We start from the raw sequence: 21,178 nt of genomic DNA on the forward strand, positions 1-21,178 counted from the left end.
GCCGCAATGCGATGCTTGTCCCATGTCGCTGTTCTCGCGCCGTCCGGCCGAAACCCCGTCCGGCCCGTTCCGTTTCCGGATTTCCGAGATCTACCAGATCCCGACGCGCGGAATCGTGGTCACCGGCACGGTCACCGACGGCACCGTCCAGGTCGGCGCGAACGCTGTGGTGCAGCTGCCCGGCGGCGCGCGCCAGGTCGTGGTGACGAGGATCGAAACGGCGCGCCGCAAACGGCAGTCCGCGGAAGCCGGTGCCGAGGCCGGGCTGTACCTGTCCGGCCTCAGCACCGATGACATCCCGACCGTGCCGGGCGGCGACGGGCAGCAGCAGGCCAACAACGCGCTGAGCGGCGTCGAGGTGACTTCGGCCTGAGCGGGCACGCTGTGTGAGCACCGCCTCTGGTGTCTTCACGCGGAGTGCAGTAAACACCCATTGTGCTCAATTCACCAGAACCGCGGCGGGCGTCGGCGCTCCGGCTGATCCGGTTCCTGCGGCTGGTGTACGCGGTGCCGCTCGGGCTCGCGATCGCGGGCGTCGTCGGCGGGTTCGTCCTCGATTACGGCTGGTACATCGCGGCCGGATCGGTCGGCTTCAGCCTAGCGATCATGGCGCTGACGCTCGGCAGCGTCGCGCGATCGATGCGCGGGAACGCGTCTCCGCAGAGCATGCGGTTCGTCCAGCAGCACGGCGACCGCGCGCTCGCCAAGATCGAACGCTTGAAGACCACCGGAGCGCAGGTCAACGACGCGTACGTGACCGAGTTGAAGCTGGTCGTCGCGCCGCCGGACGAGACTGCGTACCGGGCGACGGCCCGGGAGTTGATTCATCCGGTGCGGTCCGCGGCGTATCAGCCGGGGACGGTCGTTGTCGTCAGGCACAGTCCGCGGTATCCCGGCGTGGTCGCGGTGGACGCTGATCCGCCGCGGGAATGGACTCAGCGGCCGTGGCAGGCCGGGATCATCGGCGAGGAGCGCACACCGGAACCTGAAGCGCGGCTAGGGAATGCGGTCGGACGGCTGGCGATGACGGTGGTGAGCACGGTCGTCGTCGCGGTGGCTCTGCTGGTGCCGATCCGCGACGACGTCCTCGGTCAGCTGATCTCTCCGCCGGACCTGTTCAGCGCGGAGGATCTGCGTGCCGGCATAGCGAAATTGTCCGCCGAGAGCGAGCGTTTCGAAGACCTGACGGTGGAGCCGGACCAGTTGCGCGCCACGATTCCCGGCGCGTACCTCAGCTATCGCGGCGGCACGGTCAAACGCGACTCGTCCGGCGCTGGCAAGCCGGACAAGCAATTCGCCGCGAACGAAGTCAATTTCGCCGCGATACCCGGCCTTGTCGCGAGTTTCGGCGGAGACCCGGCGGACGCTCGCGTGAGCGTCCGGCGCGAGGACGTCGGAATCACGATGACCGTCCGGTCGGCCAACGACGGCAACCGGCAGCTGGTCGCGGACGCGCAGGGCGTACCGGCGCTGACTGCGGATGCGTTCACGGAGAACGGTTTCCGGCAGGTCGCCGAGTCGCTGACCAAGCTGAGCGGCCGTCCGGAAGCGTACGAGGCGATCATCCGGGCCGACCACGTCGAATTCCAGGTGCCTGGCCCAGGTCCGGGCACTTCGGACGACTACGACTGGTATCGCGGACGTCTGGTCGAACACCGGCCTTCGCCGATCCAGCCGGATCCGGGCGCGCCGCTGTTCGCGTTGTCGGAACTGTCGCCGAAAGCGCTGCCCGCGATTCTCGCGAAGGTGAACGAGCGCATGCCCGGCTTCCCGCGCGACAAGGTTTCGGTGGCGCTCCGGCAGAACGACGGAACGTGGAGCCTGACTACGTCCGTCCAGGATGAGTACGGCCGCGGCATCGAGGTGACCGCTTCGCCGGACGGGTCGACGGTCGCGGTGATGCCCACCCGGTGACCGCCGCCCGGAAAACGGCGGTCACCGGGCAGGTCAGCCGCGCACGACCTGGGCGATCGCGTCGACGCCGCGGTCCAGTTCGGCTTCGGTGATCACCAGCGGCGGCGCGACGCGCAACGTGCGGTCGTGCGTTTCCTTGCACAGCACGCCCAATCCGGCCAGCGCCTCGGACGCCGCCCGTCCGGTCGGGCCGCCCGGCGCGATGTCGACGCCTGCCCACAGACCGCGTCCGCGGACCTCCGAGACGCCGTCGCCGACCAGCTTGGCCAGCCGCTCGTGCAGGTGTGCGCCGAGTTCGGCGGACCGCTTCTGGTACTCGCCGGTTTGCAGCATCCGCACCACAGCGCGGCCGACCGCGCACGCCAGCGGGTTGCCGCCGAAGGTCGAACCGTGTTCGCCCGGCTTCAGCACGCCCAGCACGTCGCGGCTGCCGACCACCGCGGACACCGGGACGATGCCGCCGCCGAGGGCCTTGCCCAGCGTGTACAGGTCAGCGCGGACGCCTTCGTGCTCCAGTGCGAGCACGGTGCCGGTGCGCGCGAGACCGGACTGGATCTCGTCGGCGATCATCAGCACGTTGTTCTCGTCGCACAGCCGTCGCACTGCGGCGAAGAACCCTTCGGGCGGCACAATGACGCCTGCCTCGCCCTGGATCGGCTCCATCAGCACTGCCGCGGTGCGCGGCGTGATGGCTGCCTTCAACGCTTCGGCGTCGCCGTAAGGCACCTGGACGAAGCCGGGCGTGAAGGGGCCGTAGTCGGCGCGCGCGGTTTCGTCGTCGGAGAACGAGACGATGGTGGTGGTGCGGCCGTGGAAGTTCGACGCCGCGACCACGATTTCCGCCGTGCCCGCCGGAACGCCCTTGACCTGGTACGCCCACTTCCGCGCGACCTTCACCGCGGACTCCACGGCCTCGGCCCCGGAGTTCATCGGCAGCACCATTTCGGTCCCGGTCAGCTCGGCGAGCTCGCGGCAGAACAGGCCCAGCTGGTCGTGGTGGAACGCGCGCGAGGTGAGCGTGACGCGGCCCAGCTGCTCGGTCGCGGCGGCGATCAGCTCGGGGTTGCGGTGGCCGAAGTTGAGCGCGGAGTAGCCGGCCAGGAAGTCCAGATAGGACTTGCCGGCCACGTCGGTCACCGAAGCGCCCTCGGCTTCGGCGATCACGACCGGCAGCGGATGGTAGTTGTGCGTGCTCCATTGCTCGTCGAGCGCGATGAAGCCGTCGGAGGAGGTGGGACGCGCGGTGCCGGCAGGCTGGACGGACGCTGTCATGCGTTCAGGCTAGAGGCCGTTCGCGGGGAGTTCAGCCGGGAAACGTTGCTTTCCCCCGTCGTTCGTTGCGCAATCGAGGGGTCTGCCCGGCGATTCGCTGCGCGGCTCGCTCGACCGGATGACACCCGCCCGCACCGGCGGAGAAGTCCCCGGGATCGGCCGCCGGCCCGGTTATCGTCCCGGGATGGCGAAGAAGCAGCAGAACGGAAACCGGGTCCGCGACGCGCTCCGGGCGGGCGACGAGCTGCCGGACCCGGCTTCGTCGCCCGTGGGGCCGGAAAAGAAGGCGAAAGGCGGCAAGAAGCTCGAGTCCGCCGGGGAACAGCTCGCCGAGTTGCAGGAGGCGCTGTACGCGGAGGGCATCGGCGGCGGCGCCCGCAGCGTGCTGTTGGTGTTGCAAGGCATGGACACCTCCGGCAAGGGCGGCACCGTCGGCCATGTGCTCGGCTTGGTGAACCCGATGGGCGTGCAGTACGCCGGGTTCAAGAAGCCGACGGCCGCCGAACTCAAGCACGACTTCCTGTGGCGCATCCGCAAGAAGCTCCCGTCGCCGGGCCACCTCGGCGTGTTCGACCGCTCGCATTACGAGGACGTGCTCGTGCCGCGCGTGCTCGGCCAGCTTCCCGCGGCCGAGCGACGGAAGCGCTACACGCAGATCAACGCGTTCGAGAAGGAGCTGACCGACAACGGCACTGCCGTGGTGAAGGTGTTTCTGCACATCTCGCCGGAGGAGCAGCTTCGCCGGCTCACCGCGCGGCTGGACCGGCCGGAGAAGCGGTGGAAGTTCGATCCGTCGGACATCGAGGCGCGTCGACAGTGGCCTGCCTACCAGAAGGCGTACGCCGACGTGTTGAAGCGCACGTCGACCGCGCACGCGCCGTGGTACGTGGTGCCCGCCGACCGCAAGTGGTACCGGAACTGGGCCGTCGCCGAACTGCTCGTCGAGACATTGACCGACATGGACCCGCAGTTCCCGGAGCCGGCCTTCGACGTCGAAGAGCAGCGAGCCGCGCTGCAGGGTGTTGGCGTGTCCGGCTGATCATCTGAAAGAGTGCTGGTCGTGACCGATTTCGCACTCGACGATGTTCCGTTCCTCCGCCAGCAGGCCCGCACCCAGCGGTTCACTCTCGGCGCGCCCAAGCAGTTCCGGGTCGCCCCGGACGGATCGCGGGTGCTGTTCCTGCGCAGCGCCACCGGCACCGATCCGCGGCACAGCCTGTGGTCGTTCGACCTCGCGACCGGCGAGGAGACGAAGCTGATCGACGCCGCCGAGCTGGTGTCCGGCGACGAGGACCTGCCGCCGGAGGAGCGGGCGCGCCGCGAGCGGGCCCGGGAGACCGGCGGTGGCGTGGTGGCCTTCGGCGTCGACGACGCGTTCACCGTCGTCACGTTCACGCTGTCGGGCAAGCTGTACACGCTCGACCTCGCGAGCGGCGAGACGCGCATCCTGGTCGACGGCTCCGTGATCGACCCGCGGCCGAACCCGACCGGCACGCACGTCGCGTACGTGCGCGAGCGCCGGCTGCACGTGATCGAACTGGCGACCGGTGAGGACCGCGTGCTCGTCGGCGAGGACGACGAGGATGTCACCTGGGGGCTCGCGGAGTTCATCGCGGGCGAGGAGATGGACCGCACGCGCGGCTACTGGTGGGCGCCGGACGGGCGCAGCGTGATCGCGGAGCGCGCGGACCGCGGCCCGGTGCCGCGCTGGACGATCGGCGACCCGGCGAACCCGCAGCAGCCGGCGAACGTCGTGGCGTACCCGTCGGCGGGCTCGCCGAACGCCGAGGTGTCGCTCGCTGTGCTGAGCCTGGACGGCAGCCGCGTCGACGTGGCACAAGGCGATTGGGAGTACCTGGTCACCGTGCACTGGTCGGCGGGCGGGCAGCCGCTGCTGGCCGTGCAGCCGCGGGACCAGAAGCGGCTGACCGTGCTCGCGCTGGACCCGTCGGACGGTTCGGTCGCCGAGGTGCACACCGAGACCGACGAGCACTGGGTCGAGATCTTCCAGGGCGTGCCCGCGTGGACCGCGGACGGCAAGCTGGTGGTGGAAAGCGCGGCGGACGGCGATCACCGGCTCGTGGTGGACGGCAAGCCGGTCACGCCCCCGGGCATGCAGCTGCGGATGGTGCTGCACGTCGGCGACGAAATCCTTTTCACCGCTTCGGAAGACGACCCGACGCAGATCCACCTGTACCGCACCGAAGCCGGCACGGTGCGCCGGCTGTCCGCAACGGACGGCGTGCACGTCGGTTCGGGCAGCGCGGCTCTCACGGTGCTTTCCTCGTGGAGCCTTGACCACAGCGGTCCGAAGGTGACCGTGCTGCGGGACGGCACCGAGGTGAGCGAGATCGAATCGTCCACTGTGGACCCGGAGATCGTTCCGAACCTGACCTGGCTCACCCTCGGCGAGCGCCGGCTTCGCGCGGCTTTGGTGCTGCCGCGCGGATACGAGCCCGACGAGGGCAAGCTGCCCGTCCTTCTCGACCCGTACGGCGGCCCGCACGCGCAGCGCGTTCTCCAGAGCCGCAACGCTTTCCTCACCCCGCAGTGGCTTGCCGACCAGGGCTTCGCCGTGCTGGTCGTCGACGGCCGCGGGTCGCCTGGTCGCGGTCCGGCGTGGGAGAAGGAGATCGCGGGCAAGCTGGCCGACGTCACGCTGGCCGACCAGGTCGACGCCCTGCACGCGGCCGCCGCGGCGTATCCCGAGCTGGACCTCGATCGGGTCGCGATCCGCGGCTGGTCCTACGGCGGCTACCTGTCCGCGCTCGCCGTGCTGCGGCGGCCGGACGTGTTCCACGCGGCGGTCGCGGGAGCGCCGGTCACCGACTGGTCGCTTTACGACACCCACTACACCGAGCGCTACCTCGGCAAGCCGGACGACGAACCGGAAAGCTACGAGCACAACTCGCTCATCGCGAGCGCCGGTTCGCTCGAACGGGCGCTGCTGATCGTGCACGGTCTCGCCGACGACAACGTCTTCCCGGCGCACGCGTTGCGGCTTTCCTCGGCGCTGCTGGCGAAGGGCCGGGCGCACGGTTTCCTGCCGCTCGCGGGCGCGACGCACATGACGCCGCAGGCCGAGGAGGTCGCGGAGAACCTCATGCGCACCCAGGTCGAATGGATCCACCGGGAACTGGCCGCGCTCGGGAAGCCGAGCTGACGTCCAGCCGGAACCGCCTTTGACTCGCGCCAGCGCTCGCGCGACACGCTGCGTTCGGCTTCGGCGGGGGAGAAAGTGACCGAGGAATACGAGATGTTCTCCCTCGCCGAGCTCCGGGCGGCCGATCCGGCTCCGCCGCGCTGACCCTTTCCCTGAACGGCCGGTGCTCCCTCTGCGGAGCACCGGCCGTTTCTTGTGCGGTGCCGCCCCGCTCACGGACTGCCGGTGGGTATCCGTATTGTTGCGCAGGGTAAAGTAAGGCAAGCTTTCCCTAAGAAAGGCGGTTCCATGGCGGATGCGCCCTCAGCGCGGGTGATCTCCCCACCCGGCGGCGTGGCTTCGGCGGAGTGGCTGGCCGGCGGCTCTGGCGGTGCGGACCGGCTGGCCCGGTTGCTCCCCGCGGCGCTGCGCGGGATGGCGGCGGGCACGGCCGAACGCGGCGGCCCGGTTCCGGCGGGCGGCCCGGCCGCGGTGGCGGCGGCCCTCGTTCAGTCCGCGGCTGGGCTCCCTCGGCACGGAGTGGGCGCCGAACAAGCCTTGGAAGAGCTTTCCGCCCTGCTCGCCGCCGGATCCGCCGATCCGGCCGACCCGGCGTGCGCCGCGCATCTGCACTGCCCGCCGCTGGCCGTTTCCGTCGCCGCCGACGCCGTCGCCTCCGCGCTGAACCCGTCCATGGACTCCTGGGACCAGGCTCCGGTCGCGAGCGAGATCGAGCGCGAGTTCACGACCGGCATCGCCCGGCTCTGCTATCCGGACGCCGCTCGCCCGGATGCCGTCATCACCTCTGGCGGCACCGAATCCAACCTTCTCGGCCTCCTGCTCGCGCGGGAATCCGCGGTCACGCGACCGGTGTGCGGAGCTAATTCGCACCACAGCGTCGCCCGTGCGGCGTGGCTGCTCGGACTGCCCGCGCCGGTCGTGGTGCCCTGCGTGGACGACCGGATGGTCGCGTCCGCGCTGGCCGAGGCGTTGGCGCCGCTCGGCGCGCAGGCCGTGGTCGTCGCGACCGCCGGGACCACCAACACCGGCCGGATCGACCCGTTGCCGGAGATCGCCGAAATCTGCCGCCGGACCGGAGCGCGGCTGCACGTCGACGCGGCGTACGGCGGTCTCGCGCTCTGCAGCGAAACCCTCCGCTCCCGCGTCGCTGGTCTGGAGCTAGCCGACTCCGTCGCGCTTGACCTGCACAAATTCGGCTGGCAACCGGTAGCCGCCGGCGTCTTCGCCGCGCGCGAGGAGACGGACCTGCAAGCGCTCACCGTCCGCGCCGAGTACCTCAACGCCGACGACGACACTGAAGCCGGACTGCCCGATTTGCTCGGCCGTTCGCTGCGTACGTCGCGGCGTCCCGACGCGTTCCGGATGGCGGTCACGCTGCGCGCGCTCGGCACTTCCGGGATCGGTGCGCTCGTGGAACGCTGCTGTGCCAACGCTTCCGGCGTGCACACGATGGTCGATGACCATCCGGCGCTGCGCTCGTGGGGCGCGCCCGAACTGTCCACAGTGGTCTTCCGTCCGATGACGGCGGACGAGCTGCCGGGAGCCGCCGGAGACGACCTGGTCGCGCAGGTGCGTCGCACGCTCCTTGAGGACGGCACCGCGGTGATCGGTCGCGGCGCGCTGCCGACCGGACCGGACGGCGAGGCGCAGTTGTGGCTCAAACTCACCCTCCTGCACCCGCACGCCCAACCCGCCGACTACCGCGCGCTGCTCGACGCGGTGGCCACGGTCGCGGCTGACCTGCGCACGAGCGTCACGCGGGAAAGCCCGGTCGCGTCGTGAGGCGTTACGACGTCGCCGGGGTCGGGATCGGGCCGTTCAACCTGTCGCTGGCCGCGCTGGCGGATCCGCTCGACCAGTTGGAGGTCGTGCTGTTCGATGCGCGCCCCGAGTTCCGCTGGCACCCCGGGCTCCTGCTGGACGGCGCGACGCTGCAGGTGCCGTTCCTCGCTGACCTGGTGACGCTCGTGGACCCGACCAACCGTCATTCGTTCCTCAACTACCTGCGCGAACGCGGCCGGTTGCTGCCGTTCTACTTCGCCGAGCGATTCCATCTTCCTCGCGCTGAGTACGACGACTACGGCCGCTGGGCAGCGTCCCGGCTGCCGTCGTGCCGGTTCGGACACGAGGTCACCGGTTTGCGCTGGATCGACAGTGAAGAAGCGTTCGAGTTGACCGTCGATGGTGCTGAACCGGTACTGGCGGCGGCGGTCGTGCTCGGTGTCGGCACGCAGCCGAGCGTGCCGGAACCGTTGCAGCCCTTGGTTTCCGCACCCGGCGTGCTTGCTCTGCATTCGGCGGACTACCTCACGCATCGGCCGGAGCTGATCGCTGCGGATTCGGTGACGGTGGTCGGCTCAGGGCAGTCGGGCGCCGAGGTGTTTCTCGATCTCGTGCGTTCGAGATCCACTGTGGACGGACTGCGCTGGCTTGCGCGGACACCGGCGTTCGCGCCGATGGAGTACTCGAAGCTGGGCTTGGAGCAGTTCACCCCGGACTACACGGCGTACTTCTATGGCCTCCCCGAGGCGGTCCGGGACAAGCTTCTCCCGATGCAATGGCAGCTGTACCAAGGGATCGACGCGGAGACGATGGCGGAGATCCACGACGAGCTGTACCGCCGGAGCATCGGCGGCGACTGGCCGGGCGCGGTGCTGACGCCGGGCGTCGAGGTGGTGTCCGCGACCGTCGGCGACGGGATCGACCTGGGGCTGCGGCATGTCCAGCAAGGAACGACCGCGACGCACCGGACGGCCGCCGTGGTGGCTGCCACCGGCTACGCGGAAACGCCGACCGGACCTTTGCTGGAGGGGCTCGGCGAAGCGGTCCGCCGCGACGCCAAGGGGCGGCTCGTGATCGGTGCCGGCTATCGCGTCGAACTCGATGTGCCGGGGCCGTTGTTCGTGCAGAACGCGGAACGGCACACGCACGGCCCCGGCACGCCGGATCTCGGCCTCGGCGCGTGGCGGGCGGCGGCGATTCTCAACGCGGTATGCGGAAAACCGGTGTACGACCTGCCCGGGCGGACGGCGTTCACCACGTTCGGCCTCGACCAGACGGAGGACCTGTGACCCTGACCGACGACGCTGCGTGGCGGGCGGCGGGCTCGCTCGTCACGCACAAGATGCTTGGCGAGTTGTCCTACGAAGCGATGCTGGCGCCGGAGCCTGGCGAACCGACGCGGGCCGGACACCGCAGCTGGCGGCTCGACCTCCACGGCGATGTTTCGTACCGCTTCGAAGCACGCCGAGGTGCGTTCGAGTCGTGGACAGTGTTGCCCGGCAGTGCAATCCGGATCGCCGAAGGCGTGGAAGCTCCGGCAGACGACCCGCGCGCGTTGATCGTCGACGCGCGCGAGGGCCTCGGTCTCACTGGCCTGCGATTGGCAGACGTCCTCGCTGAGTTGACTTCGACGGTCGCCAACGAGGCAACCCGGTTGCGCCGCGCACCGACCGCCGCGGCACTGTCCACGATGGACTACAACCTTGCCGACGGCCACCTCACCGGCCACCCTCGCCTGGTGCTCAACAAGGGCCGTGTCGGGTTCTCCGCCCGCGACCGTGCCCGTTACGCGCCCGAGTCCGGTGCCGACATCCGGCTGCGCTGGTACGCCGTGCACCGCGATCTCGCGCAGTTCCGCAGCGTGGCCGGGATCGACGCGGAAACCCTGCTGCGCGAGGAATTGGACGACAAGACCCGCGCAGAGTTCACCGCCCGCACGGCACAGCTCGGCGCTCCCGCCGACTACGTCTGGGTCCCGGTGCACCCTTGGCAGGCCGACGAAATCATCGGGACGCTGTACGCCGCCGAACTGGCGACCGGCCGGATGGCCGAACTGGGGGAGAGCAGCGACGTCTACCGTCCACATCAGACAGTCCGGACGCTGGCCAACCGCTCCCGGCCGGAGCGCCGCGATGTGAAAACCGCCGTCTCCGTGCGAAACACGCTCGTCTACCGCGGCCTGAACTCCGCCGCGACGCTCGCCGGGCCGTCGGTCACCGAATGGCTGCGCGGGATCGACGCGGCCGACCCGCTGCTGTCCGAGAAGTACCGCTTCGAGCTGCTCGGCGAGGTCGCGGGCGTTTCGGTCCGGCATCCGCTGTTCGGCTCGCTGGAGGAATTGCCGTACCGGTTCCACGAAACTCTCGGTGCGCTGTGGCGCGAGCCGCTCGTCGCCCGGCTCGCGGACGGGGAGCAGGCGATCTCGTTCGCCGCGCTGCCGTACCGCGATGCCGCTGGCGAAACCGTGCTGACCAGGCTGATCACGCAATCCGGCGACGGTGCGGAGGCGTGGCTGTCGCGACTGTTCGACCTGCTGCTCACACCGTTGCTGCACTGGCTGCTCCAGTACGGCGTCGGATTCTGTCCGCACGGCCAGAATCTCGTGCTCGTGGTGGACGCCGACGGCCGCCCGCTGCGCATCGCGATCAAGGATTTCGCGCAGGGCGTCGACCTGCTGGACGAGGAACTGCCCTGTTACGCGGACCTTCCGCCGGACGCCGCCGCCGACATGCTGCGCTGGCCCGCGCATCTGCTCGCGCAATCGCTGTTCAGCTCGGTGTTCTCCGGCCAGCTGCGGTTCTGGGCGGAACTGCTGCTCGACGATCTCGGCCTGGCGCGCGGCGGCTTCTGGGCACTGGTACGCGAGGTCGTCGGCCGCTACCGCGACGAAAACCCCGAGGTAGCCGAGCGATTCGATGCCTGCCGGTTGTTCGCGCCGGACGTCGAGCGAGTCACGCTCAACCGCGAGCATCTCGCCGGACAGGGCTTCGACAAGGTCGAACGCGACGACGAGTTCGACGTCCGCTGGGGCCGCGTGCCCAACCCGCTGCACGCACCCGATCCGGACGGCGCCTGGTGAGCCCGTTCGGTCGTCCGGTCGGGCCGCGGTCGCTGGCTGTGCGCGCCGAAGCGGGTACCGCGGCGGCTGAGGTCCTGCGTCGAGTGCTGGCCGAGGACGGCGCTCGGCTGGTGCTTTTGGTGCCTGATCCGCACGCGCGGTTCGCGGCGGTCGAGCTTGCCGCGCCGTTCGCCGCCGAAGTCGTGGACAGCGGATACGGCATGTGCAGCTACGTCTTCGCCTGGACGCCGGAGCGTGAGCCGCTGCCGGAGATCGGCCCGCTGAAGCCGTATCTCGCCGGGTTCGGAGACCTGCGCGTGCGACTCGACGCGGCGACGGCGTTTCCGCTCGGCGACCGGACGTGGGCAGTAGCGGGGGACGCGGAGTTTCCGTCCGGCGAGCCGGCTGGGCTCGCGCCGCGGACGGTGTTGCGGACGCAGTTGACGCGCCTGGAAGAACACGGCCTGGTCCCGTCGATCGGGATCGAGCACGAAGTGGTTTTCCGCAATTTGGCAGGGGAACCGCTCACCGGGCACGGCGTCGACTACGCACTCGGCGGCACTGAACGCCTCGCGCCGCTGCTGGCGGATCTGCGGGCCGCCACGGCCGGTCTCGGCGTGGAATCGGCGCGGGCGGAGTGTCATCCGGGGCAGTACGAGGTCGTCCTGCGGCACCGCGACGCGCTCGCGGCCTGCGACGATGCGTTGCTGCTGCAGATGGCGACCCGGCGGGTGGCCGCCCAGCACGGTGCGCAAGCCGACTATCTCGCGGCGCCAGAACCCGGTCAGGGGAATTCATGCCACGTTCACCTGTCACTGTCCGCTTCGGACGGACCCGTCGGGTTTCCGTTCGCGCTGGGCGCTTTTATGGCCGGGGTGCTGCGGGACGCGCGATCGTTGTCCGCGGTGTGGGCTCCGACGTGCAACAGCTACGTCCGGCTGCGCACCGCGCCGTTCTCGCCGCGTGAACTGCGGTGGGGACCGGATGACCGGACGTCGTCGATCCGGCTGTGCGGGACGTCGCGGCTGGAGTTCCGCTTCGCCGGCGCGGACGCCCAGCCGCACCTCGTCGTCGCCGCGCTGCTCGCCGCCGGTACCGCTGGCCTGGCCGAACAGCTGTCGCCGCCTGACGCGGGCGCCCCGAGCGGACAGCTCGCGTCGTCGCCGTGGGAGGCGCTGACGCTGCTGGAGCGGGGGCGGGTCGCGGAATTGCTGGGGGAGGACGTCGCCGCGCAACAGGCCGCGTTGCTGCGCGAGGAGCTCGACGCCGCGCTCGGATCGGTGACCGAAGTGCACCGCCGCCGGGGCGCCTTGCGCGCGTGAGGACTTGCGCTGACCGGCGCTGATGCGCAGGCTCGGGGCCGTGAGCGAATACGAGTACGACCTCATCGTCATCGGCTCGGGCCCGGGAGGGCAGAAAGCCGCCATCGCGGCGGCGAAACTGGGGAAGAAGGTCGCCGTCGTCGACCGCCACGACATGGTCGGCGGCGTGTGCGTCAACACGGGCACCATTCCGTCCAAGACGCTGCGCGAAGCCGTGCTGTACCTGACCGGGATGAACCAGCGCGAGCTGTACGGCGCGAGCTACCGGGTGAAACAGGACATCACCATCGCGGACCTGATGGCGCGCACGCAGCACGTCATCGGGCGCGAGGTGCAGGTGGTGCGCGCGCAGCTGCTGCGCAACCACGTCGATCTGATCGGCGGCGTCGGCTCGTTCGCCGACCCGCACACCGTCCTGGTCGACGGCAAACACCGCGGCGACCGGCGCACCATCACCGGCGATTACGTCGTGATCGCGACCGGCACCCGTCCGGCGCGCCCGGACCACGTCGACTTCGACGCCGCGCGCGTGCTCGACTCGGACGAGATCCTGGCGATGGAGACGATCCCGTCCTCGCTGGTCGTGGTCGGCGCGGGAGTGATCGGCATCGAGTACGCGTCGATGTTCGCCGCGCTCGGTTCGCGGGTGACCGTGGTCGAGCAGCGCGACCAGATGCTGGACTTCTGCGATCCGGAGATCGTGGAATCGCTGAAGTTCCAGCTGCGCGACCTCGGCGTCACGTTCCGGTTCGGGGAGAAGGTCGCGAACGTCGCGGTCTCCGCCGACGCCACCGTGACGACCCTGGTCAGCGGCAAGCGGATCCCGGCCGACGCGGTGATGTACTCGGCCGGGCGGCAGGGCATGACCGGCGCGCTGGCGCTGGAAAACGCGGGCCTCAACGCGGACAAGCGCGGCAGGCTGGAGGTCGACGAGCACTACCGGACGTCGGTCGAGCACGTGTACGCGGTCGGCGACGTGATCGGGTTCCCGGCGCTCGCGGCGACGTCGATGGACCAGGGCAGGCTCGCCGCGTACCACGCGTTCGGCGAACCGGCGAACGACATCGGCGCGTTGCAGCCGATCGGGATCTACACGATCCCGGAGATCTCGTACGTCGGCGCGACCGAGGCGCAGCTGACGTCGTCTTCGGTGCCGTACGAGGTCGGCATCGCGCGGTATCGGGAACTCGCGCGCGGCCAGATTTCCGGGGACAGCTACGGGATGTTGAAGCTCCTGGTTTCGACGGCGGACCGGAAGTTGCTGGGAGTGCACGTCTTCGGCACCGGCGCGACCGATCTCGTCCACATCGGCCAGGCGGTGATGGGCTGCGGCGGGACGGTGGATTACCTGGTGGACGCGGTCTTCAACTACCCGACGCTGTCCGAGGCGTACAAGGTCGCGGCCCTCGACGCGACGAACAAGATCCGCGCCTTGGAACGGTTCGCCGGCTGAGCTCCGCCTCGCTCGTTCGAGGGGTGTTCGAACATGTGTTTGACAGTGCTTTAGAACATGTGTTCGACTGTAGGGGTGCGTTGGGAACAGTTGCGAGCGGGGAAGGAGGAGCCGGCACTCCCCGGTCTCGGTGCCTTCGGGGATGTGGTGCGCTCGGTGCGCGCGCCGGAGTTCGGCGGCGTCACCTTCCACGAGGTGCGCGCCCGGTCCGTGCTGAACCGGGTGCCCGAGTCGTCCGCGGTGCCGTTCCGGTGGTCGGTCAACCCCTATCGCGGGTGTTCGCACGCGTGCACGTACTGCCTCGAAGGCGACACGCCGGTGCTGATGGCGGACGGTCGCGCGAAGCCGATCGCCGAGCTGCGCGTGGGCGACCGGATCATGGGCACGCGCGGACACGGCGTCGCGCGCAGGCTCGTGCCCACCGAGGTGCTCGCGCACTGGACCACGGTGCGCCCGGCGTACCGCGTCACGCTGGACGACGGCACCCGGATCGTCGCCGGTCCAGACCATCGGTTCCTCAGCTCGCGCGGCTGGAAGTACGTCACCGGCAGCAAACTCGGCACCGCGCAACGGCCGCACCTGGAGTCCGGCACCGAGCTGGTCGGCGGCGGCCGCTTCACGCGCACGCCGGACGACACGCTCGGCTACCGCGCCGGGTACCTGTGCGGAATGCTGCGCTCCGGCGGTTTCGCTGCGGAATCGGACGCCGCCGCACGAGCACTGGCGTACCTGCCGGATTTCGGTTCGTCAGTAGGCTTCATGCGGATCCCGCGAGAACCGGATGCCCACTGGGCACGCGGTTTCCTGGCCGGACTGTTCGACCTCGCGGGCGGCTACCGGCGCGGCACGCTCTCCATCGCGCACGACGAGAACGAAGTGGTGGACATGCTGTTCGCCGCACTGGACCGGTTCTCGTTCGGCTACGACACCGTCGGCCACCGCCAGCACCCCGGCCGCCGACAAGCGAGGCTCACTGGCGGCACCGGCGAGGTGCTGCGGTTCCTGCACCTGGTCGACCCGGCCGTCGAATGGAAACGCTCCCTCGACGGCACCGTGATCGGCGGCGTCCGGCGCACAGTCACGAGCGTCGCGCCGATGGGCCTGGAGCTGCCGCTGTTCGACATCACGACAGGCACCGGCGATTTCATCGCGGACGGGATGGTGTCGCACAACTGTTTCGCCCGGAACACCCACACATACCTGGATTTCGACGCCGGCCGGGACTTCGACACCCAGGTCGTGGTCAAGGTCAACGCGCCGGAAGTACTGGCCGCACAACTGAAACGACCGAGCTGGCAACGAGAACCGGTCGCCATGGGCACGAACACCGACCCGTATCAACGCGTCGAAGGCCGCTACCGATTGATGCCCGGGATCATTCGCGCCCTGGCCGGCTCCGGCACCCCGCTGTCGATCCTCACCAAGGGCACCATGCTGAGCCGAGACCTGCCCCTGCTGGAGTCAGCGGGCAAGGATGTCCCAGTCCACCTGGCGGTATCACTCGCCCTGCTGGACGGCGACCTGCAACGCCGCCTCGAACCCGGCACCCCGACCCCGCGAGCCCGCCTGGACCTGATCCGCAAAGCCGCTGCCGCGGGTCTGCCGTGCTCCGTGATGGTCGCGCCGGTGCTGCCGTACCTGACAGATTCGCCAGAGGCACTGGACCCGCTCTTCGCTCAACTGGCCGACGCCGGGGCGACCAGGGTGACGGTCCTGCCACTGCACCTCCGGCCGGGCGCACGGGAGTGGTTCGCCGCTTGGCTGAAGCGCGAGTATCCCGCGCTGGCACCGCGCTACCGCCGCCTGTACGCCCGAGGAAGCTACGTAGACCGCGGCTACCGGGAACGACTTGCCACGGTGGTCGGCCCGTTGCTTCGGCGGCACGGTCTGGACCCGCGGGCGCCCAGGGCGCACTCGGAAACCCGGACAGAACCGGCCCCGCCGGGGGAGGCGGGCGCCGAGGTGCCGGAACAGCGAGCGGGGGAGGCAGAACAGTTGCGGTTGCTGTGACACGCCCGGGCTCGACTATCGTCGCGGGCCACGCTGAGTCGGCGGCCAGGCGATCTCGGAGTGCCGACCGCGCCGCGCACTAGCCGGAATCCCGCGACGCGGACGAACGGGACTCGCACCGCGATCCGGGACGGAGTCTCTCGTGCGGAGCGTGCAGAAGGACCGACCCCTCGCTTCGCGCGGGCGGGCGGACCCGGGGGCTGCCCGCCCGCTGATTGAGGTGGGCGGCTTGCTGTGGTCGTGTGGTGGTGCTGATTGAGGTGGGCGGCTTGCTGTGGTCGTGCCGCGGCACCGAGTGAGGTGAGCGGCACGGTTCGGCCTCGCCTGCGGCACTGACTGCGGTGAACCGCGGGCTCCTCCTGCCGGGGCGAAGATTGCGGCACAGCGCGCGATCCGTGCCTCGCCGGGCGAACTGTGCTTCGCGCGCCAACGACCAGGCGAGCGGGCCTGCCCGTGAACCCCGCACCGAGCCAACTCCACTGTCCCGCGAAGCGTCCCCGCCGTACGGGCGCTGGCTCGGGGGAGTTTTGCCTCTGGCGCTGGGCCTGTCCGCCAGGCTCGCAGTCCGCAGCACCCCAGTCCTGCCGTCCGCGAACCCGGGCCGTCGCCGCCAAGAGTTCACCGGTCTAGCGGAGTCTTTCCTCTGGCCCGGCGCATGCCCGGAGCGCTGACCGCCCCACCGAACCGGTGCCGTCCCCGCCAAGCGGGCATTGACCCCACGGGATCGCACCCTCGCCCGGGCCCCGCTAGCCAGACCCGCACCACTCCAACTCCACTCGCCGACCCAGCTCACCCGCCGGCCCGACCGCCCCGAACCGCGCCCCCGTCATCCGCCCCACCGGCCCGACCCAAACCTGCCCGCACCCCCGGACACCGAGTTCGTTAGCCTCTGTATCCGGCGAAATGCGTGTTCGGCTCAACCCCGCACACCCGCCGCACCCGAAATCTCGTGGACCTAGGGAGAGCAGTCGCAGTGCTCCGCACTCATCAAGCCGGCACTCTGCGTGCCGGGCAGGCCGGTCAGACCGTCACCCTCACCGGCTGGGTGGCGCGGCGGCGCGATCACGGCGGAGTCATCTTCATCGATCTCCGGGACGCCAGCGGCGTCGCGCAGGTCGTGTTCCGCGAGGGCGAGATGGCCGAGCGCGCGCACGCGCTGCGGTCGGAGTTCTGCGTGAAGGTCGTCGGCGAGGTGTCGAAGCGGCCCGAGGGCAACGCGAACCCGGACATCGCCACCGGCGAGATCGAGGTGCTGGCCACCGAGCTGGAAGTGCTGTCCGAGGCCGCTCCGCTGCCCTTCCCGATCGACGACCGGGTCGACGTGGGCGAGGAGGTCCGGCTCAAGTACCGCTACCTCGACCTGCGCCGCAGCGGTCCGGCGGCCGCGATCCGGCTGCGCAGCGAGGTCAGCCGCACGGCGCGCGAGGTGCTGCACGCGCAGGACTTCGTCGAGATCGAGACGCCGACGATGACCCGCTCCACCCCGGAAGGCGCCCGCGACTTCCTGGTGCCCGCGCGGCTCAAGCCCGGCTCCTGGTACGCGCTCCCGCAGTCGCCGCAGCTGTTCAAGCAGCTGCTGATGGTCGGCGGCATGGAACGCTACTTCCAGATCGCCCGCTGCTACCGCGACGAGGACTTCCGCGCGGACCGCCAGCCCGAGTTCACGCAGCTCGACATCGAGATGAGCTTCGTCGAGCAGGACGACGTCATCGCGGTCGGCGAAGCGATCGTCAAGGCGCTGTGGAAGCTGATCGGCCACGAGATCGCCACCCCGATCCCGCGGATCACCTACCGCGAGTCGATGGCGAAGTACGGCTCCGACAAGCCGGACCTGCGCTTCGACCTCGAGATCACCGAGCTCACCGACTTCTTCTCGGACACGCCGTTCCGCGTGTTCCAGGCCCCGTACGTCGGCTCGGTCGTCATGGCGGGCGGCGCCTCGCAGCCGCGTCGTCAGCTCGACGCCTGGCAGGAGTGGGCGAAGCAGCGCGGCGCGAAGGGCCTGGCGTACGTCCTGGTCAACGAGGACGGCACGCTCGGCGGCCCGGTCGCCAAGAACCTGTCCGAGACCGAGCGCGCGAACGTCGCGGAAGCCGCGGGCGCGAAGCCCGGCGACTGCATTTTCTTCGCCGCGGGCAAGGTTTCCGCCGCTCAGCCGCTGCTCGGCGCCGCGCGCGACGAGATCGGCCGCAAGCTCGGCCTGATCGACGAGGACGCCTGGTCGTTCGTGTGGGTCGTGGACGCGCCGCTGTTCGCGCCGGTCGAGGACATCGGCGACGACGTCGCGGTCGGCTCCGGCAAGTGGACCGCCGTGCACCACGCGTTCACCTCGCCGACCCCGGAGTGGATCGACAAGTTCGAGCAGGACCCGGGCAACGCGCTCGCCTACGCCTACGACCTCGTCTGCAACGGCAACGAGATCGGCGGCGGCTCGATCCGTATCCACCGCGAGGACGTCCAGAAGCGCGTGTTCGCGCTGATGGGCCTCGGCGAGGAGGAAGCGCAGGAGAAGTTCGGCTTCCTGCTCGAGGCGTTCCAGTTCGGCGCGCCCCCGCACGGCGGGATCGCGTTCGGCTGGGACCGCATCGTGATGCTGCTGGCCAAGGCCGATTCGCTGCGCGACGTGATCGCGTTCCCGAAGACCGGCGGCGGCTACGACCCGCTCACCGCCGCGCCCGCGCCGATCACCGCGCAGCAGCGCAAGGAAGCCGGCATCGACGCGAAACCGGCGGTCCCGCAGAGCAAACCGGCCGCCGCACCGGAGAAGTAGCGGCGTGTCCGTCGAGAACGGCTGGAGGGGCGGGGCGGTCTAGTGCTGCACCTCAGGGCTATCTGCCCGCCGGAGCGCACTGGCGAGACGCTGGAGCTGCTGCGCACCCATCCGGGCGCGGCGCACCTGATCGTGCACCGCGGGGCGTCCGTCTCGCCTGAGGGCGACCTCATCGAGGCGGACATCGCGCGGGAGGCGGCCGACGACATCGTCGACGCGTTGTGCACGCTCGGTCTCGACCGCAGCGGCGGCATCACCATGGAATCGCTGGACACAGCGCTTTCCGATGCCGCCGACGCGGCCGAGGAAGCCGCTCCCGGCGAAGGCGCGGACGCGGTCGTGTGGCAGGAGCTGCTCGGCCGCACCGGCGAGGAATCGCGGTGGAACGCGACGTTCCAGGCATTCCTCGCCATCGCGTGCCTGCTCGCCGCGGTCGGCGTGCTGACCGACTCGTCGGTGACGATCGTCGGCGCGATGGTGGTCGGTCCGGAGTTCGGCCCGCTCGCCGCGATCGCGGTCGGCATGGTGCTGCGCCGCTGGGACCTGGTGCGCCGGGCCGGGGTCGCGCTGGCCGTCGGGTTCCCGGTCTCGATGGCGATCACGCTGCTCGGCGTGCTGCTCGGCAGTTCGGCCGATCTGTTCGATCCGCACGCGATAGTCAATAACCATCAGGTCGATTTCGTGTACCAGGTCGGACCCGCGTCGTTCGTGGTGGCATTGCTCGCCGGGGCGGCCGGAATGCTCGCGATGACGTCGGCGAAATCGGCCGCGCTCGTCGGCGTGTTCATTTCGGTGACGACGGTGCCCGCGGCCGGTTACGCGATGGTCGCGGCCGTCGCCGGACGCTGGGACCGGGCCGGTTTTTCGGTGCTGCAGCTGCTGGTCAACCTCTTCGGAATCGTTCTTGCTGCGGCCATTGTGCTGATAGTTCGCCGACGCAAGCAACGTTCCACCGCGTTGCTGCGTCCGCTTTCCCGTGGGTGATTCCGGGCGTGTCCCGGCGCCCGGAACGTTGTGGTCATGGTTGCTCAGTCACGAGTAGGGTCGGTGACAATGACAGTCGACACCTCCTCCGCCGGCGACGCTGGAGTCCGGGCGGAAGCCGGGGAACTCGCAGTCGCCGCGGCCGTCGCGGCGGGCGAGGCGGTGCTCACGCGCCGGTTCGGGAGCGCGATCACGCTGGTCTCGCCCGAACACCTCTCCGGAAGCGGCCCGGCGACCGTCGTCCGGGCACGGGTCGTGTCTTCCTCCTTCGCACTGCCGCGCACCCTGGTGGTCAAGCACTATCCGGACCCGCCGGAACCCGGCCGGGTCGATCCGTTCGCCCAGGAAGCCGTGAGCTACCAGCTGTTCACCGCACTGGCCCCGGACGAGCGAATGTGCCCGGAACTCCTGGCCCACGACGGCGGCGACCGCGTGCTGGTGATCGAGGATTTGGGCCGCGCACCGACGCTGCAGGACAAATTGGCCGCCCGCGACTCCCGGGCAGCGGAGCGCGCACTCCTGTCCTGGGCGCGCTCGCTGGGCCGCCTGCACGCGAGCACCGCCAGCCGCGAAGCCGATTTCAACGCCCTGCTGCGCCGTCTTGGCGGCCCAGTGCGCACCGACAACGACGGCTTGGCCGGCCTGGCCGACGACGTCGAAGAACTTCTCTCCGAGCTGCTGGACGTGCCCGTCCCCGAGGCAGTGCGCGAACGCATCGCCGAAGCCGTCGCCCAAGCCCGGTCGGCCGCCTTCCGCGCGTTCAGCCCCGTAGAACTGGCCCCGGAAAACAACCTGGTCACCGGCTCCGGAGTGCGCTTCCTGGACTTCGAACGCGGCCGGGTCCGGACAGCCCTGGTCGACGCCTCCTGCCTGCGGCTGCCGTTCGTGTCGGACCCGCGCGCGATGGCGCTCCCCGCAGGCATGAGCGAGGCGATGATCGCCGCCTGGCGAGCCGAAATCGTCGACGTATGGCCTTCCTTCGCCGACGACGTCGAGCTGGCGAGGCAACTCACGATCAGCGAAATGCTGCAAGTCTGGCAAATCACCCGCGAACTGCTCCCGCACCTGAACCTGAGCAGGCACGCCACCCCCGTCAGCCGCGAGGCCGCCCTGGTCACGTGGTGGCGCGAACTGGCCCGGCACGCCGGTTACTCGCGCCTGACCGAGGTCGCCGAACACTCCACCAGAGTCGCCGCCGCCCTGGCCGCCCGCCTGGGCCCGCACGCCGACCTGGCCTTCTACCCAGCCTTCCGCTGACCCGCAGCACACCCGCCGCCGCTGTCCGTGAGGGCCACCCTCATTGACTCTGCTTCGCTCAGGGTTCCCCTTACGACCTGCCGCTGGTCCGTGAAGGGCTCCTTCACGGACGTGGATTCCCTCAAGGAGCCCTTCACAGACCGCCGCGCCCGCCTGCCGGATGCGCCCCAATGTGGCGTTGGGTGCATCCCAC

General features: G+C 70.2%; 14 protein-coding genes. 13 read left to right on the forward strand and 1 reads right to left on the reverse strand.

Annotated elements, in window-relative coordinates:
* Nucleotides 1–22: 22 nt before the first annotated feature.
* Nucleotides 23–373 carry a hypothetical protein gene (locus tag L3Q65_RS03545; protein ID WP_182890486.1) on the forward strand — a complete coding sequence of 117 codons (351 nt, stop codon included), beginning with the start codon at nucleotides 23–25 and terminating at the stop codon, nucleotides 371–373.
* Between the two features lie 62 nt (nucleotides 374–435).
* A complete protein-coding gene (locus L3Q65_RS03550) occupies nucleotides 436–1,914 on the forward strand; it encodes a hypothetical protein (RefSeq protein WP_237598779.1) in 1,479 nt (492 codons plus the stop codon).
* Nucleotides 1,915–1,947: 33 nt separating this feature from the next.
* Here the strand turns inward: L3Q65_RS03550 and rocD are convergent, their stop codons facing one another.
* A complete protein-coding gene (rocD, locus tag L3Q65_RS03555; protein ID WP_220506952.1) occupies nucleotides 1,948–3,186 on the reverse strand; it encodes an ornithine--oxo-acid transaminase in 1,239 nt (412 codons plus the stop codon).
* A 184-nt stretch (nucleotides 3,187–3,370) separates the two neighbouring features.
* On the opposite strand from rocD, the gene L3Q65_RS03560 reads away from it, so the two are divergent.
* The 11 genes from L3Q65_RS03560 to L3Q65_RS03610 all read left to right on the forward strand — a co-directional run bounded on the left by L3Q65_RS03560 (nucleotide 3,371) and on the right by L3Q65_RS03610 (nucleotide 20,985).
* Complete coding sequence (locus tag L3Q65_RS03560) at nucleotides 3,371–4,225, forward strand: PPK2 family polyphosphate kinase (RefSeq protein WP_182890484.1); 855 nt, start codon at nucleotides 3,371–3,373, stop codon at nucleotides 4,223–4,225.
* Nucleotides 4,226–4,246: 21 nt separating this feature from the next.
* Nucleotides 4,247–6,349 (forward strand): S9 family peptidase, encoded by a 2,103-nt coding sequence (locus L3Q65_RS03565; protein ID WP_237598780.1) that lies wholly within the window; start codon nucleotides 4,247–4,249, stop codon nucleotides 6,347–6,349.
* Between the two features lie 288 nt (nucleotides 6,350–6,637).
* Nucleotides 6,638–8,131 carry an aminotransferase class I/II-fold pyridoxal phosphate-dependent enzyme gene (locus tag L3Q65_RS03570; protein ID WP_237598781.1) on the forward strand — a complete coding sequence of 498 codons (1,494 nt, stop codon included), beginning with the start codon at nucleotides 6,638–6,640 and terminating at the stop codon, nucleotides 8,129–8,131.
* Complete coding sequence (locus L3Q65_RS03575; RefSeq protein ID WP_237598782.1) at nucleotides 8,128–9,420, forward strand: lysine N(6)-hydroxylase/L-ornithine N(5)-oxygenase family protein; 1,293 nt, start codon at nucleotides 8,128–8,130, stop codon at nucleotides 9,418–9,420. Before L3Q65_RS03570 ends, L3Q65_RS03575 begins: the two co-directional genes overlap by 4 nt.
* Nucleotides 9,417–11,210, forward strand: coding sequence for an IucA/IucC family siderophore biosynthesis protein (locus L3Q65_RS03580; RefSeq protein WP_237598783.1), 1,794 nt, complete (start codon nucleotides 9,417–9,419; stop codon nucleotides 11,208–11,210). Before L3Q65_RS03575 ends, L3Q65_RS03580 begins: the two co-directional genes overlap by 4 nt.
* Complete coding sequence (locus L3Q65_RS03585) at nucleotides 11,207–12,511, forward strand: glutamine synthetase (RefSeq protein WP_237598784.1); 1,305 nt, start codon at nucleotides 11,207–11,209, stop codon at nucleotides 12,509–12,511. The genes L3Q65_RS03580 and L3Q65_RS03585 overlap by 4 nt, the downstream gene beginning before the upstream one ends.
* 22 nt (nucleotides 12,512–12,533) lie before the next feature.
* Nucleotides 12,534–13,964 (forward strand): Si-specific NAD(P)(+) transhydrogenase, encoded by a 1,431-nt coding sequence (sthA, locus tag L3Q65_RS03590; protein WP_182890478.1) that lies wholly within the window; start codon nucleotides 12,534–12,536, stop codon nucleotides 13,962–13,964.
* A 75-nt stretch (nucleotides 13,965–14,039) separates the two neighbouring features.
* A complete protein-coding gene (locus L3Q65_RS03595) occupies nucleotides 14,040–15,974 on the forward strand; it encodes an intein-containing Rv2578c family radical SAM protein (protein ID WP_237598785.1) in 1,935 nt (644 codons plus the stop codon).
* Between the two features lie 973 nt (nucleotides 15,975–16,947).
* On the forward strand, nucleotides 16,948–18,744 hold the full coding sequence (gene aspS, locus L3Q65_RS03600) for an aspartate--tRNA ligase (RefSeq protein WP_182890476.1): 1,797 nt from the start codon (nucleotides 16,948–16,950) through the stop codon (nucleotides 18,742–18,744).
* Between the two features lie 42 nt (nucleotides 18,745–18,786).
* Complete coding sequence (locus L3Q65_RS03605; protein WP_237598786.1) at nucleotides 18,787–19,728, forward strand: DUF389 domain-containing protein; 942 nt, start codon at nucleotides 18,787–18,789, stop codon at nucleotides 19,726–19,728.
* Nucleotides 19,729–19,797: 69 nt separating this feature from the next.
* Nucleotides 19,798–20,985, forward strand: a complete 1,188-nt coding sequence (locus tag L3Q65_RS03610) for a phosphotransferase (RefSeq protein WP_237598787.1) — start codon at nucleotides 19,798–19,800, stop codon at nucleotides 20,983–20,985.
* Nucleotides 20,986–21,178: the final 193 nt, after the last annotated feature.

The organism is Amycolatopsis sp. FU40, assembly GCF_021903635.1.
GTDB lineage: Bacteria > Actinomycetota > Actinomycetes > Mycobacteriales > Pseudonocardiaceae > Amycolatopsis > Amycolatopsis dendrobii.

What these genes read in the sequence shown, in the direction of transcription:
- L3Q65_RS03545 (WP_182890486.1), top strand. Translation starts at nt 23, where the DNA reads ATGTCGCTGTTCTCGCGCCGTCCGGCCGAAACCCCGTCCGGCCCGTTC.
- rocD (WP_220506952.1), bottom strand. Translation starts at nt 3,186, where the DNA reads ATGACAGCGTCCGTCCAGCCTGCCGGCACCGCGCGTCCCACCTCCTCC.
- L3Q65_RS03560 (WP_182890484.1), top strand. Translation starts at nt 3,371, where the DNA reads ATGGCGAAGAAGCAGCAGAACGGAAACCGGGTCCGCGACGCGCTCCGG.
- L3Q65_RS03570 (WP_237598781.1), top strand. Translation starts at nt 6,638, where the DNA reads ATGGCGGATGCGCCCTCAGCGCGGGTGATCTCCCCACCCGGCGGCGTG.
- sthA (WP_182890478.1), top strand. Translation starts at nt 12,534, where the DNA reads ATGCGCAGGCTCGGGGCCGTGAGCGAATACGAGTACGACCTCATCGTC.
- L3Q65_RS03610 (WP_237598787.1), top strand. Translation starts at nt 19,798, where the DNA reads ATGACAGTCGACACCTCCTCCGCCGGCGACGCTGGAGTCCGGGCGGAA.